The organism is Paracoccus alkenifer (assembly GCF_900108405.1).
Lineage (GTDB): Bacteria > Pseudomonadota > Alphaproteobacteria > Rhodobacterales > Rhodobacteraceae > Paracoccus > Paracoccus alkenifer.
This window is the reverse complement of record NZ_FNXG01000003.1, coordinates 109,337-125,263: the sequence shown is the minus strand read 5'-3', so window position 1 is coordinate 125,263 and position 15,927 is coordinate 109,337. Positions and strand designations below refer to the sequence as shown.

Sequence of the window (15,927 nt, the reverse complement as noted above, 5' to 3'; positions counted from 1 at the left end):
GGGGTCCGGGACGACTTGAGTAGGGTCAATTCCGTCCCCGCCGCCGTCGCCGCGGGACGGGCTGAAATACGTTGCATTCAACAAATATCGCCGCAACGCCCCGGATTAATTGCCGGAATCCCGACGGCTGGGACAAATGGCCGCAGGAATGTATCTTCATACCAACGAAAATATGTGATATGCGGAAAGATGGCCGGGACGGTTGCAGGGAGGGAATGGACGATGAGCCGAAGGGTGGAACTGACGACCTCGCGCCGGGGGGTGCTGGGCATGGCGCTGGCCGGTGCGGCCGCTGCGGGGCTGGGAACCGCGCCCGCGCAGGCGGCCTTGGTGCGCAGCAGCGCGCGCATCGTCATCATCGGCGCCGGCGCGGCCGGGACCGCTTTTGCCAACCGGCTGGTGCAGCGGCTGGACGGTGCGCAGATCACCCTGGTCGATGCGCGCGCCGAACATCTTTACCAGCCCGGCCTGTCGCTGGTCGCAGCGGGGCTGAAGCCGCCGGGCTATGTGGTGTCGCGCACCACCGACTGGCTGCCGCGCGGCGTCACGCTGGTGGCCGAACAGGCCGCCGCCATCGACCCCGAGGCAAAGACCGTCACCACCTCGGGCGGGCAGCGGCTGGAATATGACTTTCTGATCGTCGCGCCGGGTCTGGTGCTGGATCACGACGCGATCGAGGGGTTCTCGCTGGATCTGGTCGGCAAGGACGGGCTGGGCGCGCTATACGCCGGGCCGGAATATGCGGCGCGGACCTGGCAGGCGGCCTCGCAGTTCACCGAAACCGGCGGGGTCGGCATCTTCAGCCGCCCCGAAACCGAGATGAAATGCGCCGGCGCGCCGCTGAAACACACCTTTCTGATCGACGACATCGCCAGCCGCAACGGCGCCGCCGGCAAGTATGAGGCGCATTACGTCTGCCCGCAGTCCGTGCTGTTTTCCGTGCCGATCGTGTCGGAAAAGGTGCGGATGCTGTTTGGCGAGCGCGGCATCGCCACCCATTACGGCCACACGCTGAAAGGGATCGAGCCGGGCCGCAAGCTGGCGCGGTTCGAGACCTCGGCCCCCGGCGCGGACGGCGAGGCCGTGAAATCCACGGTCGAGATGCCCTATGACTATCTGCATGTGATCCCGCCCCAGCGCGCGCCCCAGGTGATCCGGGAATCGGGGCTGAGCTGGGCCGACAAATGGACCGATCAGGGCTGGCTGCAATGCGACATGCAGACCCTGCGCCACCTGCGCTACCCGGAAATCTTTGCGCTGGGCGACATCGCGGGTATCCCCAAGGGCAAGACCGCCGCCAGCGTGAAATGGCAGGTGCCGGTGGTCGAGGACCATCTGGTTGCCGCGATCCAGGGGCGCGAGGGGACGGCGATTTATGGCGGCTATACCTCGTGCCCGATGATCACCCGCGTTGGCCGGGCGATGCTGGTCGAGTTCGACTATGACAACAACCTGGTCCCCTCGTTCCCCGGCCTGATCGCGCCGCTGGAAGAACTGTGGATCAGCTGGCTGATGAAAGAGGTGGCGCTGAAGGCCACCTATAACGCCATGCTGCGCGGCAAGGCCTGAGGAGGAACGCGCCATGCAAGATATGACGCTGGGCACGCTGATCGCGGTGTTCGAGGAAATGTTCGGCCGCTGGCTGTTCTGGGGGCTGGTCGCGGTGGCGCTGGTCGTGACCGCAGCCTATCTGTATGTGCTGATCCGCGACCGTGCGATGTCGATGCACAAGTTCCTGTGGGCCCAGATCGCGATGCCCTTTGGCGCGGTGGCGGCGGTGGCCTTTGTGCTGCGGATCACCCGGTCAGGGCTGCGCGACATCGGCGGCCCGATCGACGTGATCACGCTGCTGGGGGTGGCCGCGATGGGTGCCGTCGGCATCGCGGTCCTGGTCTATACCGCGCAATCGCTGGCCCGCCCGCTGGTGCGCCGGCCCAAGACATAGGCGACGGAGCCGGTTGCGCGGCCGAAGCCGGGGGGCTTTCCGCCCCCTGCGCCCCCCGAGGATATTTCCGGCAAGATGAAGCCTGCCGCCGCCCCGAGGCTGGCGCGGCCGAGAGCGTGAGGGCGCGGCAGCGGTCAGTTGCCGCGCTCGGCCTCATCCAGCAGCCCGCCGATCCAGCGCGTGGCCAGCCATGTCGCGGGCAGGGTCAGCGGCACGGCCATGATCATCGTCGCCACCGGCGACAGGCTGGGCCAGCCAAGCGCGCGCCCGATCAGCGCCAGCATGAACAGGTTGATCGCCACCGCCCCCCAGACAAAGGGCACCAGGATCAGCGCCAGCCGCACCATGTTGCGCCCCGGTGCCTGCCCGTCAGTGACTGGTTCCGTCCGAGAAGGTGATCTTGTTCCAGACATTGTATTTCCCCGAAGGCTTGCGCATCGGCAGGCGCCTGACCTCCTCAAGCGTGGCGGCATCATAGACGACGACCGCGCCGTCGTCTTCCCAGATCGACACCAACGCGTATTTGCCGTCGCGGGTGAATTCGGTATGGGCCACGGTCTTGCCCGGCGCCGGGTTCAGCGTCTTGACGATTTCCAGCGTCTGCTTGTCGATGATATGCAGCTCGTCCTTGTGCGGGCCGAAGAACACGTCGGCCCAGACATGGGGGCTGGTCTCGTGGCTGCGCAGGAAGAAACCGGGGCCGTTGGTCTGGATCTGCCTGACCAGCGTCCAGTCGGTCATGTCGATCACCGACAGCACGCCCTCGTTCAGATGCGGGGTGGCCATGACCTTGTGCCCGTCGCGATCCCAAGTGATGCCGGACCCCAGATGCGGCATCCCCGGCAGCGGCAGTTCGGCGATCTCGGTCCCGGTGACCAGGTTGACCACGACGCCCTTGGTGCCCTCGCGGTTGGTGCCGATCAGGTTGCGATAGCCGGGGTCGAAAAAGAAATCGTCCAGCGGTTCGTCCACCATCATGCGGCGGCGGGCGAACAGGCCCTTTTGCGCGCCAAAGGATTCCTCCATCCCCTTTTCGTGGCTGTGGACCAGCCCGTCGTGGAACGGCCCGGCATCGGGGTCGGTGGCGATTTCCCAGATCTCGGGCGCGTCCTTGAGCGCGAGGATGAAGCTCTTGCGGTCGGGCGCCTGATAGACCGCGCCCACCCGGCTGGGGGTGCCGTCGCGGCCGGCCACGTCGATCACGCGGACGGGTTCCAGCGTTTCGGTCGACAGGATGGTCAGCGTCTGCGGCAGATAGTTGGCCACGGCCAGCCACCGCCCGTCATGGCTCATCGCGATGTTGCGGCTGTTGAGCCCGGCGCGGACACGGCCGACCTCGCGCAGCGACCAGATGTCGTATTTCTCGACCCAGCCGTCGCGCGACATGATGAACACATAGCGCCCGTCGGGCGAGAATTTCGGCCCGCCATGCACCGCATAGGGGGTCGCGAAACGGTCCAGAACGTCCAGGGTGTCGCCGTCCAGCACGCTGACATGATGGTCGCCGGTCTCGACCACCAGGGTGATGTTCATCGGATCGGCGTCAAAGACGGGCGCCTCGGCGGGGGTATAATCCGCCTCCATCTCGCGGCTGTCCTCAATGTCGGCCACGGTCCAGGACGGAGTTTCCGCCAGCGGCGCCTTGATGAAGTCGACCAGCGCCGCGATCTGCTCGGGCGACAGCTCGTCGGCGAAACCCTCCATCTGGGTGGCGGGGCGGCCTTGGGCGATCACCCCGTCCAGCCCCTTCACCCTGCCCAGCGTTTCCGGGATCAGCGCCGGGCCGGTGCCGCCCAGCCGGTTCTCGGCGTGGCAGGATGCGCAATGCTCGGCGTAATCCGCCGCCGGATCGGCCGCCACGGACAAGGGCGCCAGCGCAAGGGCTGCTGCCCACAGGACTTCTTTCTGGCGAAAATACCCCCGCCGGAGGCGTCCTTCAGAAGAAACGATGCGCGGGGTCATGGCTCTTTCCACGAAACGGAGTCACGGTCAGCCGCTCAAGATCGCCCTCGACCCCGATTTCGGCGTTGGACAGGTAGCAGGCGGGATCCTCGGCCCAGGGGTCGCCGGTCAGTTGCAGGGCACGGATGCGGGTGTTGCCGCCGCAGACATCCTGAAACGCGCAGGCGCCGCAGCGGCCCTTGAGCGGGCGCGGCCTTGTGCGCAGCGTGGCCAGCATGGGATCGTCGCCGGTCCACCACTGGCTGAACGGCTTTTCCTTGACGCTGCCGATCGTGTAGTCGGACCAGTAGGTGTCGGGATGCACCTTGCCCTGGGGGTCGATATTCCCCACCCCCAGCCCCGAGGAATTGCCGCCCCAGGCCACCAGATGCTCGCGCATATGCGCCACGGCAGCGGCGTCAAAATTACGTTCCGCCCAGCGCATGAACCACACCGCGTCGGCGTCGTTGTTGCCGGTCACGATTTCCAGCGGGCGGCCCTTGGACACCGCGTCCCAGCCGCGTTCGATCAGCAGGTCCATGGCGCGGCGGGTATGGGCGTGTTCCTGATCCTCGCCCCGGTGCTTGTCGCCACGCCCGGCATAGACCAGATGCGACAGATAGAACTTGTCCACCCCTTCGGATTCGCACAGGTCCAGCATCAGCGGCAGCTGGTCGCCGTTGTCCTTGGTGATGGTAAAGCGCAGGCCCACCTTGACCCCGCGGGCCTTGCAGGCGCGCACGCCGGCCAGCGCATTGTCGAACGCTCCCTCGACGCCGCGGAACCAGTCGTTGGTGGCCCCGATCCCGTCAAGGCTGATGCCGACATAGTCGAAACCCAGCGCCGCCACCCGGTCGGCCACGCCCGGCTCGCCCAGCTTGGTGCCGTTGGTGGACAGTGACAGATGCCGGAAATCCAGCGCCCGTGCGCGTTCGGCCAGTTCCCAGAAATCAAAGCGGCTCAGCGGCTCGCCCCCCGACAGGATCAGCGCCGGGATGCGGAACTGCGACAGGTCGTCCAGCACCCCCAGCGCCTGTTCATGGGTCAGCTCGCCCGGGAACACGTGGTCGGAACTGACCGTGTAGCAGTGGCGGCACTTGAGGTTGCAGGTGCGGGTCAGGTTCCAGATCACCACCGGCTTGACCGAGCCGGGCGTGCCGCGGCGGCGGACCGGGGTCGGCTCGACCAGCTGGTGCATGTATTGGGTCAGGCGGAACATCCTTGCCCCCTTTCATTCGTCGCGCAGGCGCAACCCGGTCTTTTTCAGGATACGCGTGGAATACAGGATATCGTGGCTGCGGCAGGCGGTGCCAAGCAGGGCGGCCACTTCGTCGCGCTTGGCCTCGACCTCGGTGCGGCTTTCGCCGTGCAGCATCGCGAACAGGTTATAGGGCCAGCCGGGCAGGGCGCGCGGCCGTTGGTAGCAATGGGTGACAAAGGGCAGCGCGCCGACCTGCGCGCCCAATTCGCTGATGCGGTCGTCGGTGACGTCCCACACGCTCATCCCGTTGGCGATCATGCCCAGCGCATAATGGTTGGGTGCGACGGCGATGCGGCGCACGATGCCGCGGTCCTGCATCGAGGCAAGGCGGGCGATCACCTCGGCCTCGGTCAGGGCCAGCGCCTCGGCCACGGCGGCATAGGGGGCGGGGGTCAGGGGCAGCCCGGCCTGCGTCGCCTTGACGATGCGGCGGTCGATGGGGTCCAGCGGCGCGGTCATGCCTGCACCCGGAAACCGATGAAATATTCCTCGAGCTTGGGAAACAGCATCACTTTCAGCCCCGTCTCTTTCTCGATGGTTTTCGCGGTCCGCTCGATCCCCTCGGGGCGGTCGGTGGCCAGCACGAACCACATGTTCAGCGCATGGGTGCGTTCATAGTTATGCGCGACCTCGGGGTGGGCATTGACCTGGGCCAGCACCTCGTCAAAGCGGTCCTCGGGGACCGCCATCGCGCACAGGCAAAACGCGCCGCCCATCGCGGCCGCGTCAAAGAACGGGCCAAAGCGGGTGATGGCGCCGATCTGGCGCATCCGGGTCAGCCGCGAGATCAGCTCGCTGCCCGCGATCCCCAGCGGTTCGGCTGCGTCGTCATAGGGGCAGGGGGTCAGCGGGAACCCGTCCTGCAACGCGTTCAGGATGGCGCGGTCGGTGTCGTCCAGCGCATCCTGCGGCAGGATTTGACGGGATGGTCGTGTCATGCGGCCTCGATCAGCGCGCCGCGCTGCTTGAAACATCGGGTTGAAAACAGAACCTTGTGCGGCACCCCGGCCAGTTCCGGCAGGGCGCGGGCGTAGTCCAGCACCGCCAGCGCCTCGGGGCGCGAGCGGGCGTGGATCATGCAAAACAGCGGCCAGTCCCAGACCCCGGGCTGGGTGCGGCGCTGATAGCACAGGGTGACGCCGGGCACCTGCGCCAGCGCGATGCCGGCCGGTTCGATGGCGTGGTCGGGCAGTTGCCAGACCACCATGGCATTTGCGGCCCAGCCCAGCGCGCGGTGGCGCACGATGACGCCGACGCGGGTCAGGATGCGGGCGTCGGCCAGCGCTGTGATGCGGGCGATGATGTCGGTTTCGCTGCGGCCCAGTTGCCCGGCCAGTTTGGCAAAGGGCTGCGCCACCAGTTCCAGCCCGTCCGACAGCGCCTGCATGATCGGGCGGTCGTCGTCGCGCAGCGCGCTCAGATCGGCGTCGCGGTCCAGCCCCAGTGCGACGCGCGGCCCGCGCAACCGAAAGCCAAGGTCGATGTTGAACGGCCGCACCAGCGGCAGCGACAGCACCGGCAGACGCGATTCCGCCTCGATCCGCGCCAGCGACTGCGCCAGTTCGGCGTCCGAGGGCGCGGTGGCGACGAACCACAGGTTCCAGGAATCCTCGCGCAGGTAGGAATGGTTCACGCCCGGCTCGGCGCCCACGATCGCCGCGACTTCCTCGATCCGCGCTTCGGGAATGGCCAGCGCGGCAAGGGTCGAGGCACCGGCCGTGTTCGGCCGGCAGGTCGCGCCCACGCGGCTGATCCGGCCGCAGTCCTGCAAGCGTGCCAGTCGTGAAAGCACGTCGGCTTCGGTCGTGCCCAGCCGCTCGGCCATGGCGGCAAAGGGGCGCGGGACCAGCGGCAGATCGCGCTGGAATTCATCCAGCAGCCGCGTGTCCAGACAGTCGGGCGCCAGTTCCGTCATAGCCCGGTCCGATGCGCGCGGGCGGTAAAGAAGATGCCGGACGGCGCCTGCGCCTCGATCTCGGCCAGTTTTTCATAGGTGCGGCTGTCGTAGATCACCACGCGGTCATCGTCGCGGGCCGACAGCCAGACCTCGCGTCCGCGGGGGGTGAACTCCATGTGCAGGATGCCGTTGCCCGGCTCAAGCGTCTGCTTGACCTCATGCGTCATGCTGTCGATCACCTGCACCTTGCCGTTGTCGGGCGGCGCAAAGTTCACCCACAGTTCGCGCCCGTCCGGGCGGGCGGTGACGAACACCGGCTGGCCCGCGACATCGGTGCGGCCGGTTTCCTGACCCGAGGCCGCGTCCGCCCACAGCACCTGATGCAGCCCCACTGCCGGCAGCGCATAGGTGGCGCCGGCCAGCGTCCAGCCTTGCAGATGCGGCATTTTGTAGACCGGCAGGTCGGGTTCGTTCTTGCCGTAATCGGGCAGGATGCGGCGGGGCGTGGGCGGGTCGGCCCACAGGTCGATGGTGGTCAGCCCCTTTTCCCCGAACAGCCCCACGATATAGGTGCGCCCGTCCGAGGTCAGCAGCGCGTCATAGGGGTTCGCGCCCACGTCCGGGATACGGGTGATCTGCGGGTTCGCGGGGTCCGCGGAATGGTCCAGCAGCCACGCCTCGCCATCGTCCCAGGTGGCGACGATAAAGCGGGAACCGGGCACATCGGCCAGCCCCACGGTTTTCGATCCCATCGGGATTTCCGCCACCGGCGCCAGCGTATCGGCGTCGAGCACATTGACGCCGCCGGGTTCGTAATTCGACACCGCGACCAGCCGCCCGTCGTCGGAAATCGCCCCGCCGATGGAATTACCGGCCTGGATCACGCGGTTTTCCAGCGTGCAGGCGAGGATATCGACCTTGGACAGCCCGCCGTCGCGGCCGAACACATAGGCGTAACGCTCGTCTGGGGAAAAGGTCAGCGAGGCATGGGACAGGTCGCCCAACCCCTCGACCCGGCACAACGCGGCGCGGTCCGACTGGTCCACCACCAGCACCGAGCCGGTGGCGCGTTCGATCACCACGCCCAGATCGCCGGTGCCGCGCAGGGTGGTGCCGTCCTGCGCCAGCGCGGCGGCGGGCGCGATCAGGGCAAGGGCGGTCAGCGTCAGGCGGATCATTCGGTCTTTTCCTTCATCAGATATTCGGCGATCCACAGCGCCTCGGGTTCCGAGATCAGCGGCCGCCACGGCGGCATCGCCGTGCCCGGCACCCCGTCGAGGATGATCAGCGCCAGCCCCTCGGGGTCAAAGCCGGCAAGATCGCCGGGGGTGATCGGTTTGCCAAGCCCCCCCTTCATCGTCAGCCCGTGGCACGAGCCGCAATCCTGGATCACCATATGTTCCAGCTGTGCCTGCCGGGCCGGGGAAACCGCCTGTCCGGCAGGGGTGACCGCGGCGGTCATCGCCGTGGCCAGCCCGACCGACATCACCACTGTGATGGCCGCGGCGATAAGCCCCGTGTCAACCATTGCTGACCACGCGCAGATGGGCGCTGCGCAGGTCGCGGGGCAGCGGCAGCGCCGCGGTCTCATACAGCCCGGCGACGCGGCCGATCATGAACAGCACCGGCGCCTCCATCGGGGCGCGGGCAAGATCGGCGCCGATCTGGGTCAGGTCCGACAGCAGCCGCGTTTCGCGCGGGGTGGTGGCGTGGGACACGGCCAGCACCGGCAGGTCGACGGGCATCCCCGCCGCGATCAGCCGCGCGGCGATTTCGGCCATGTTGCCGGCACCCATATAGACCACCAGCGTGGTGTCGGGGTCGGCAAGGCTTTCCCACGCCAGATCCAGCGTCGCATCCTGCGCGCGGTGGCCGGTGACATAGCGCACGCCGGTCGCCAGCCCGCGATGGGTCAGCGGCACCCCGGTCGAGGCCGACGCCCCCTGCGCCGCGGTGATGCCGGGGATATAGCTATAGGGGATGCCGGCGGCGGCCAGCGCCTCGGCCTCTTCCGAGCCGCGGCCGAAGATCAGGGGATCGCCGCCCTTGAGGCGGATCACGCTGTGGCCCTCAAGCGCCAGCTCGACCAGAATTTCGTTGATGCGGTCCTGCGGGACCGAATGGAACCCGGCGGACTTGCCGACCGGGACGCGGCGCGCGGCGCTGGGCACCAGCGCCATGATTTCGGGGCTGACCAGCCGGTCATGGACGACCAGCTCGGCCGATTGCAGCAGCCTCAGCGCGCGGACGGTCAGCAGATCGGGGTCGCCCGGCCCTGCGCCAATCAGATAAACCTTGCCTGCCATGTCCGTTTTCCCTTGCCGTGCCTGCTGGGGACTGGTGGGGCGCGCAGGCGGTTGCCCGCGCGCCCGGTTTCGCATTCCGACGATCAGTAGACGTCGTTTTGCGTGTTGTAGACGTTGAACTTGCCCGTCGGCGTGATCAGGCGTTCGTCCTTGATCACCTTGACCAGATCAAGCGTCTTGTCGTCGATCACCACGATCGCCGATTCCTGATCCTTGCCGTTCCACAGCGAGAACCAGATCTCGGTCCCTTCCTTGTTGTATTCGCCCTGCACCACGCGCGGCTGTCCGTTGGTGATCTCGGCCATTTCAGCAAGGTTCAGGGTAATGAACTCGGGGTCTTCGTCGGCCTTCATCTCGTCGATCTTGAACACGGCGACCGAGCCCGAGATGTCGGCTTCGGGGTTCAGCGTCGCGTCCACATACAGGTGGTTCGATCCGGGGAAGGTCTTGACGAACAGCGAACCGCCGCCAAGTGCCGGGAAGCTTTCCACGATTTCCCACGCCTGATCCGGGTGCCCTTCGGGGTCGGTCCCGATCAGCGCCACGGAATCGTCGCCCAAGTGCGAGGTCGCCCACACCGGACCATGGTCCGGGTGTTCAAAGTTCGCGCCCCGGCCCGGATGCGGCGTTTCGCCCCCGGTGTCGGTGATCGCTTCCAGCTTGCCTTCCTTGGTGTCGATCACGACCAGCTTGCCGCGCGCGTTCGCTGCGGTGATGAAATAGCGCTTGGTCGAATCCAGGCCACCATCATGCAGGAAACGTTCGGCCTCGATCTCGGTGATCTTGAGGTTCTTGAGGTCGGTATAGTCGACCAGCTGGATCTTGCCGGTTTCCTTGATGTTGACCAGGAATTCCGGGCGGTAATGCGACGACAGGATCGCCGCCACGCGGGGTTCCGGGTGGTAGGTCTGTTCGTCATAGATGTTGCCGCGGGTCGAAACGATCTTGAGCGGTTCGAGCGTGGCGCCGTCCATGATGACATACTGGGGCGGCCAGTATCCGCCGGCGATGGCGTATTTGTCCTCCCAGCCCTCCATCTTCGAGGTCTCGACGGAACGCGCCTCCATGCCGATCTTGATGGTGGCGACGATGGACGGGTCTTCCATCCACAGGTCGATCATATCGACCTTGGCGTCGCGCCCGATCACCAGCAGATAGCGCCCCGAGGCCGACAGGCGGCTGATGTGGACGGCATAGCCGGTGTCGATCACCTTCTTGATCTCGTAGCTGGCGCCGTCGATCAGGGCGATCTGGCCCGCGTCACGCAGGGTGACCGAGAACAGGTTCTCGATGTCCCAGTCGTTCATCTTTTCGGTCGGGCGCTCTTCCGGCGGGACCAGGACTTCCCAGGTGTTGCGCATTTCCGGCATACCCCATTCGGGCGGGCTGGCCGGATCCAGCAACAGATAGTTCGCCATCAGCGTCACCTGTTCCTCGGTCAGGTCGCCCGAGGTGCCCCAGTTGGGCATCCCGGCCGGAGAGCCGTAGGTGATGAAGCTGTGCAGATAGTCAAAGCCCAGTTCGCGCGTCAGGTCCGGCGTCAGTGCCTTGCCGGTGGCGCCGTTGCGCAGCACGCCGTGGCAGCCTGCGCAGCGTTCGAAATAGATCTTGTTGGCGTCGTCGTATTCGGCCTGGGTCAGCGTCGGGACGCCCTCGGGCGAACCGGGAACCGGGATCGATTCCTGAGCCAGCGTGGTCAGCGACGGCTCATACTGGTCCTGCGGCTTCGAGGCGTGGTCCTCGACCTCGCCTTCGGTCGCGGCCTGTTCCGCGGTGGTCTTTGAGGCGCCCGGGGAACGGGGCAGCTCTTTGACCTCGGTATCGGGGCCGGCCTTGGGGCCGCTGACCGCGTTCGGATCCGAATCGGACGCTGCCACTTCGGCCGATTCGGCGGGTGCGGGATCGGCGGTCTGTGCCGACGCGAAACCCGCGGCGAACAACAGTGCCAGTGCCGCAGAGGCCAGGAGCGATGACCTGGCTGTATGGGCTGGGAACTTCATGAAGTCTCTCCGTTTAGCTGGTGAGGCGAAAGGAACTATAACGTTGGCGTGTGCGATGTCCTTGACTTCAGTTAAGGTGAGACCAGCCTGTTGGCGGCACGTTGCATTCGCGTGACGCCGTCCACCATGCCACGGTCGGCGCTGTCTGCAACCTTGACGGAGCATCCATGCAACTACCAGTCCTGCCGCGCATTTTATTCCGTGCCGCCGCTGCAATCCTGCTGGCGGCGCTGGTCTGGGCGGGGTTGTGGGCAGCCGCGGCGCGCGCCGAAATCCCGGCGGCCACGGGGCGGGGGCTGGGTCTTGCCGCCGAAACCGTCGCACCCGCCGTGCCCGATGCCGCGCTGGCCGCAAGGCTGTTCGGGCTGCCCGCGGACAGCCGCATCGTCGTCACCCGGCAGCAATCCACGGCCCCGTCGTGGCGGGTGGATCTTGACGGACGCACGCTGGGGTTGATCGGCTCGACCTGGGAGCTGGCGACTTCCACCGGCTATTCCGGCCGTCCGCTTGAGGTTCTGGTCGCCGTCGCCCCGGATGGCGTGATCGCCGGCGCGCGGCTGATGCGCCATAACGAGCCGGTGCTGACGCTGGGCATCTCGGATGCCGACATCGCGGCCTATGTGGACGGTTTCGCGGGGTATGACACCGCGCAGGCCGCCACCCGCGCCACGGGGCTGCCCGATGCGATTGCGCGGGCGACCGTGTCCACCGGGGTGATCCGCGACGGCATCCTGCGCAGCGCGCGTATCCTGGCCGCGGCGCAGGGCGGGGGCGGGGTGATCGACCGCGTGGCCTATGCGCCCGCCGACTGGGCGGCGCTGGAAACCATGGGCGCGCTGTCGCACGTGCGGGTGACCATGGCCGACGCCGCCGGGGCGCTGGCGGGCGCGCGTCAGCCGGTGACGCCCTCGGACGCGCCGTGGCTTGAGCTGTGGGCGGGGATCATCGACACCCCGACCGTCGGGCAGAACCTGCTGGGCGCGCAGCGGCTGACCGAGCTTGCCGGCGGTCTTGGCCCCGGTGATGCGCTGCTGGCGGTGATGTCGCGCGGGCTGCAATCGCATCGCGGCACGGAATGGCGCCGCTCGGGAAGGTTCGAGCGGATCGAGATCACCCAAGGGTCCGTGACGCTGGTGCCTGCGGCCGAGGATTATACCCCGATCGCCGGTCTGTCGGCCGAGGGCGCGCCCGAGCTCAAGGAAGCCAGCGTTTTCCGCGTCAACGCCGACCCGGAATCCGGCGGGCTGGACCTGACGCGCCCCTTTGCCGTCACCGTTCTGACCGCGCGCGCCGGCCGCGACGGCGATCTGCTGGTCCTGCCCGTCACCGCCGAGGTCGCGCTGCCCGAGCCGTTCCGCGTCACTCCGCCCGCGCCCGAAGAGCCGCTGTGGTTGCAGGCGTGGCAGGAAAAGCAGCCGCAGGTCGTGGTCGTGGGAGTGATGCTGGCGGTGCTGGGGCTGATCCTGTTCGCGCAGGAATGGATCGTGCGCCGCAAGCGGCTGTGGCTGGGGCTGCGGCTGGGGTATCTGGCCACCACGCTGGTGGTGCTGGGCTGGTGGCTTGGCGCGCAGCTGTCGGTGGTGCAGGTGATCGCCTTTATCCACGCGGTGCTGTCGGGGTTCCGCTGGGAAACCTTTCTGGTCGCGCCGCTGATCTTTGTGCTGTGGTCGGCGGTGGCGCTGGGAATGCTGTTCTGGGGCCGGGGCGTGTTCTGCGGCTGGCTGTGCCCCTTTGGCGCGTTGCAGGAACTGGTCAACCAGGCTGCGCAGCGGCTGGGCGTGCGCCAGATCGCCGTGCCGCAGGCGCTGCACGAACGGCTGTGGGTCGTCAAGTATTCGCTGTTCGTCGGGCTGGTGGCGCTGTCCTTTTATTCGATGGAGCAGGCGCTGATCCTGGCCGAGGTCGAACCGTTCAAGACCGCGATCTCCATGCGCTTTCTGCGGGCGTGGCCGTTCGTGCTGTATGTGGTGGCGCTGCTGGGCGCGGGGCTGTTCATCGAGCGTTTCTATTGCCGCTACATGTGCCCTCTGGGCGCCGGGCTGGCGCTGCCGGCGAAGCTCAAGATCTTTGACTGGCTCAAGCGCCGCCCGCAATGCGGCCGCGAGTGCCGGCTGTGCGAGACGAAATGCACCGTCGGCGCCATCGACCCGCTGGGCCGCATCAACGCCAATGAATGCGTGCTGTGCCTGCGCTGTCAGGTCATCATGAACGACGAACACACCTGCCCCGTGCTCAAGCGCCGGGCGCGCGGGGCCGGTGGTGGGGCGGGCGGCGGCGCCGGTGGAGGCATGGGCGGCAGCTTTACCGCGCCGCCGATCCCGCCTGCGCCCTCACCTTCACCCGCGCTTGCGCCCGCATCCCCGCCCGCGCCGCCCCCCGTCGCGCCCACGCAGGTGCCGGCCTCGGCCCATGCGGCCTCGGCCGGGGTGGCGGGGCCGCTGCAACCCCCTTCGTTCCGCTCGCAACAGGAGAGGACATGACCGCCGTGTTCAACGAAAAAACCACCTCTGGCCGCTCGATCATCCTGCAAGAGGGGTGGCGCGTGTTCTTCATGGCCGCCGGGCTTTATGCCGTGGTGGCGCTGGGGGTGTGGCTGGTCTGGGCCAGCGGGCTGGCCGACCTGCCGTTTGCCCCCGGACCCATCGCCTGGCACGCGCATGAGATGGTGTTCGGCTTTGCCTTTGCCGCCATCGCCGGGTTCTTTCTGACCGCGGTGCCGAACTGGACCGGCGCGCAGCCGGCGTCGCCGCGGCTGATCACTGTGCTGGCCGGGTTGTGGCTGGCGGGGCGCGTGGCCGTGTGGTTCGCGATGGTGCTGCCGGCGTGGCTGGTGGCGCTGGTCGATCTGGCGTTCCTGCCGGTGCTGGCCGCGACCATGCTGGGGCAGCTGATGGTCCGGCCCAAGCCGCAGAACCTGATGTTCCTGGGCGTGCTGACGCTGGCCTGGCTGGCTGATCTGCTGGTGCATCTGGACTGGATGGGGCTGGCCGGCACGGAATCTCAGGGCATCCGCGGCGGGCTGCTGACGGTCTGCGCGATGATCGCGGTTCTTGGCGGCCGCGTCACCCCTGCCTTTACCCGCAATGCGCTGCTGCGCGCCAATCCGGGCGCGGCGGTGCCGGTGTCGCGGCCCCGTATCGACATGGCGGGCATCGTGCTGGCGCTGCTGACGGCGCTGCTGGCAACCCTGGGCGCGCCGGACGCCCTGACCGGCTCCGTGGCCGTGGCCGCCGGGCTGGTGGCGCTGCTGCGCCTGTCGGGCTGGAGGGGGTTTGACACGCTGCGCGATCCCATCGTGTGGACCATGCACGCGAGCTACCTGTTTCTTGCGCTGGGCCTGCTGGGCTGGGGGCTGTCGCTGCTGGGGCAGGGGTCCGAGATCGCCGGGCTGCACCTGCTGGGCGTGGGCGCCGTCGGCGGCATGACCCTGTCGATCATGAGCCGGGCGAGCCTTGGCCATTCCGGCCGCCCGATCGTCGCCACGGCCCCGCTGATCTGGGGCTACGTGCTGCTGCCCGTGGCGGCGGGCCTGCGCTGGGCGGCCTCAAGCTGGCCCGAGATGTTCCATTTCATCGGAACCGTGGGGGCGGGGGCGCTGTGGATCGCGGCCTTTGCCCTGTTTGTGGTGGCGCTGTGGCCGGTCTGGACCACGCCGCGCGGCGGAAAGGAAGCGATATGAGCACGACCAGGAACATCCCCCGCCGCCGCTTTCTGGCGCTGGTCGCGAGCGCGCTGGCCCTGCCGGGCGCGCTGGCAAATGCGGCCCCCGCCCGCCATGTCTGGCGCGGCGTGGCGCTGGGCGCCGATGTCGAGCTGACGGTCGAGGGGGGCGATGCCCGCGACGCCCGCGCCTTTTTCGTGAAATCCGAACAGGCGCTGCGCATGTTCGAGCGCAAGTTTTCGCTGCATACCGGGTCCGAGCTGACCCGGCTGAACGCGCTGGGGCGGCTGGCGCACCCCTCGGGCGACATGCTGTCGCTGCTGCAACTGGCGGGCCGGGTGAATCAGGCCACCGGCGGGGCCTTTGACCCCACCGTGCAGCCCCTGTGGCAGGCGCGGCGGCTGGGCCGGGATGAAACCGCCGCAAGCGCGCTGGTCGGCTGGCAGGACGTGCGGGTCACCCCGCAGGAAATCCGCCTTGCCCGCCGGGGCATGGCGCTGACGCTGAACGGAATCGCGCAGGGTGCGGCCACCGACCGGCTGGCCGCGCTTGCCGCCCGCCACGGGCTGCGCGACGTGCTGATCGACGCCGGAGAGATCCGCGCGCTGGGTCCGCGCGACTGGCGCACGCGGATCGAGGCCCCCGGCGGGCAGCCGCTGCGCGAGCTGGCGCTGCGCGACCGCGCGCTGGCGACCTCGGCGGCGCTGGGGACGCGGATCGGGCCCGCCGGCCAGCCGCATATCATGGGTCCGCGCGGGCAGGCGCCGCAATGGGCGTTGGCATCCGTCAGCGCGGACAGCGCCGCGCTGGCCGATGCCCTGTCCACCGCCGCGGTGCTGCTGGACCGCGCCGCCATCGACGAGGCGCTGGCGCGGTTTCCCGGCACAAGGCTGGAGGCTCTGTCCACCTGACCCCC

General features: G+C 68.1%; 15 protein-coding genes. 5 read left to right on the top strand and 10 right to left on the bottom strand.

From position 1 onward, the window contains the following. The first annotated feature begins 222 nt into the window (after positions 1–222). Complete coding sequence (locus BLW83_RS08965) at positions 223–1,569, top strand: NAD(P)/FAD-dependent oxidoreductase (RefSeq protein WP_090847826.1); 1,347 nt, start codon at positions 223–225, stop codon at positions 1,567–1,569. Positions 1,570–1,582: 13 nt separating this feature from the next. Beyond that, positions 1,583–1,945, top strand: coding sequence for a DUF5368 domain-containing protein (locus tag BLW83_RS08960; RefSeq protein WP_090847824.1), 363 nt, complete (start codon positions 1,583–1,585; stop codon positions 1,943–1,945). Positions 1,946–2,079: 134 nt separating this feature from the next. Here the strand turns inward: BLW83_RS08960 and BLW83_RS08955 are convergent, their stop codons facing one another. From BLW83_RS08955 to BLW83_RS08910, 10 genes are all read right to left on the bottom strand, one after another. After that, a complete protein-coding gene (locus tag BLW83_RS08955) occupies positions 2,080–2,292 on the bottom strand; it encodes a hypothetical protein (RefSeq protein ID WP_090847822.1) in 213 nt (70 codons plus the stop codon). A 22-nt stretch (positions 2,293–2,314) separates the two neighbouring features. Further along, entirely contained in the window at positions 2,315–3,907 is a 1,593-nt protein-coding gene (locus BLW83_RS08950) for a nitrite reductase (protein ID WP_090847820.1), read from the bottom strand. Next, on the bottom strand, positions 3,882–5,105 hold the full coding sequence (nirJ, locus tag BLW83_RS08945) for a heme d1 biosynthesis radical SAM protein NirJ (RefSeq protein WP_090847818.1): 1,224 nt from the start codon (positions 5,103–5,105) through the stop codon (positions 3,882–3,884). Before nirJ ends, BLW83_RS08950 begins: the two co-directional genes overlap by 26 nt. Before the next feature lie 12 nt (positions 5,106–5,117). After that, the gene (gene ahbB, locus BLW83_RS08940; RefSeq protein ID WP_090847816.1) at positions 5,118–5,606 is read right to left on the bottom strand and encodes a siroheme decarboxylase subunit beta; all 489 of its coding nucleotides are present in this window, start codon (positions 5,604–5,606) and stop codon (positions 5,118–5,120) included. Beyond that, positions 5,603–6,085 (bottom strand): Lrp/AsnC family transcriptional regulator, encoded by a 483-nt coding sequence (locus BLW83_RS08935; protein ID WP_090847814.1) that lies wholly within the window; start codon positions 6,083–6,085, stop codon positions 5,603–5,605. The genes ahbB (BLW83_RS08940) and BLW83_RS08935 overlap by 4 nt, the downstream gene beginning before the upstream one ends. Continuing rightward, the gene (gene ahbB, locus BLW83_RS08930; RefSeq protein ID WP_090847812.1) at positions 6,082–7,062 is read right to left on the bottom strand and encodes a siroheme decarboxylase subunit beta; all 981 of its coding nucleotides are present in this window, start codon (positions 7,060–7,062) and stop codon (positions 6,082–6,084) included. The genes BLW83_RS08935 and ahbB (BLW83_RS08930) overlap by 4 nt, the downstream gene beginning before the upstream one ends. Next, positions 7,059–8,222: a cytochrome D1 domain-containing protein gene (locus BLW83_RS08925; RefSeq protein ID WP_090847810.1), complete on the bottom strand. Its 1,164-nt coding sequence runs from the start codon at positions 8,220–8,222 to the stop codon at positions 7,059–7,061. The genes ahbB (BLW83_RS08930) and BLW83_RS08925 overlap by 4 nt, the downstream gene beginning before the upstream one ends. Next, a complete protein-coding gene (locus BLW83_RS08920; RefSeq protein ID WP_245728787.1) occupies positions 8,219–8,506 on the bottom strand; it encodes a c-type cytochrome in 288 nt (95 codons plus the stop codon). Before BLW83_RS08920 ends, BLW83_RS08925 begins: the two co-directional genes overlap by 4 nt. A 58-nt stretch (positions 8,507–8,564) precedes the next feature. After that, positions 8,565–9,350: a uroporphyrinogen-III C-methyltransferase gene (cobA, locus tag BLW83_RS08915; RefSeq protein WP_090847808.1), complete on the bottom strand. Its 786-nt coding sequence runs from the start codon at positions 9,348–9,350 to the stop codon at positions 8,565–8,567. Positions 9,351–9,433: 83 nt separating this feature from the next. Continuing rightward, a complete protein-coding gene (locus tag BLW83_RS08910; protein ID WP_090847806.1) occupies positions 9,434–11,350 on the bottom strand; it encodes a nitrite reductase in 1,917 nt (638 codons plus the stop codon). 167 nt (positions 11,351–11,517) lie between these two features. Here BLW83_RS08910 and BLW83_RS08905 point away from each other — a divergent pair, with 167 nt between their 5' ends. From BLW83_RS08905 to BLW83_RS08895, 3 genes are read left to right on the top strand one after another with little or no spacing between them, the layout of a single operon-like run. After that, positions 11,518–13,830, top strand: a complete 2,313-nt coding sequence (locus tag BLW83_RS08905) for a NosR/NirI family protein (RefSeq protein ID WP_090847804.1) — start codon at positions 11,518–11,520, stop codon at positions 13,828–13,830. Continuing rightward, positions 13,827–15,029: an NnrS family protein gene (locus tag BLW83_RS08900; RefSeq protein ID WP_090847802.1), complete on the top strand. Its 1,203-nt coding sequence runs from the start codon at positions 13,827–13,829 to the stop codon at positions 15,027–15,029. Before BLW83_RS08905 ends, BLW83_RS08900 begins: the two co-directional genes overlap by 4 nt. Next, complete coding sequence (locus BLW83_RS08895; RefSeq protein ID WP_090847800.1) at positions 15,026–15,922, top strand: FAD:protein FMN transferase; 897 nt, start codon at positions 15,026–15,028, stop codon at positions 15,920–15,922. The genes BLW83_RS08900 and BLW83_RS08895 overlap by 4 nt, the downstream gene beginning before the upstream one ends. Positions 15,923–15,927: the final 5 nt, after the last annotated feature.

Coding starts and splice junctions, on each gene's coding strand:
- BLW83_RS08955 (WP_090847822.1), bottom strand. CDS start 2,292: ATGGTGCGGCTGGCGCTGATCCTGGTGCCCTTTGTCTGGGGGGCGGTG.
- BLW83_RS08960 (WP_090847824.1), top strand. CDS start 1,583: ATGCAAGATATGACGCTGGGCACGCTGATCGCGGTGTTCGAGGAAATG.
- cobA (WP_090847808.1), bottom strand. CDS start 9,350: ATGGCAGGCAAGGTTTATCTGATTGGCGCAGGGCCGGGCGACCCCGAT.
- ahbB (WP_090847812.1), bottom strand. CDS start 7,062: ATGACGGAACTGGCGCCCGACTGTCTGGACACGCGGCTGCTGGATGAA.
- BLW83_RS08935 (WP_090847814.1), bottom strand. CDS start 6,085: ATGACACGACCATCCCGTCAAATCCTGCCGCAGGATGCGCTGGACGAC.
- BLW83_RS08950 (WP_090847820.1), bottom strand. CDS start 3,907: ATGACCCCGCGCATCGTTTCTTCTGAAGGACGCCTCCGGCGGGGGTAT.
- BLW83_RS08965 (WP_090847826.1), top strand. CDS start 223: ATGAGCCGAAGGGTGGAACTGACGACCTCGCGCCGGGGGGTGCTGGGC.
- ahbB (WP_090847816.1), bottom strand. CDS start 5,606: ATGACCGCGCCGCTGGACCCCATCGACCGCCGCATCGTCAAGGCGACG.
- BLW83_RS08910 (WP_090847806.1), bottom strand. CDS start 11,350: ATGAAGTTCCCAGCCCATACAGCCAGGTCATCGCTCCTGGCCTCTGCG.
- BLW83_RS08895 (WP_090847800.1), top strand. CDS start 15,026: ATGAGCACGACCAGGAACATCCCCCGCCGCCGCTTTCTGGCGCTGGTC.
- BLW83_RS08920 (WP_245728787.1), bottom strand. CDS start 8,506: ATGACCGCCGCGGTCACCCCTGCCGGACAGGCGGTTTCCCCGGCCCGG.
- BLW83_RS08925 (WP_090847810.1), bottom strand. CDS start 8,222: ATGATCCGCCTGACGCTGACCGCCCTTGCCCTGATCGCGCCCGCCGCC.
- BLW83_RS08900 (WP_090847802.1), top strand. CDS start 13,827: ATGACCGCCGTGTTCAACGAAAAAACCACCTCTGGCCGCTCGATCATC.
- BLW83_RS08905 (WP_090847804.1), top strand. CDS start 11,518: ATGCAACTACCAGTCCTGCCGCGCATTTTATTCCGTGCCGCCGCTGCA.
- nirJ (WP_090847818.1), bottom strand. CDS start 5,105: ATGTTCCGCCTGACCCAATACATGCACCAGCTGGTCGAGCCGACCCCG.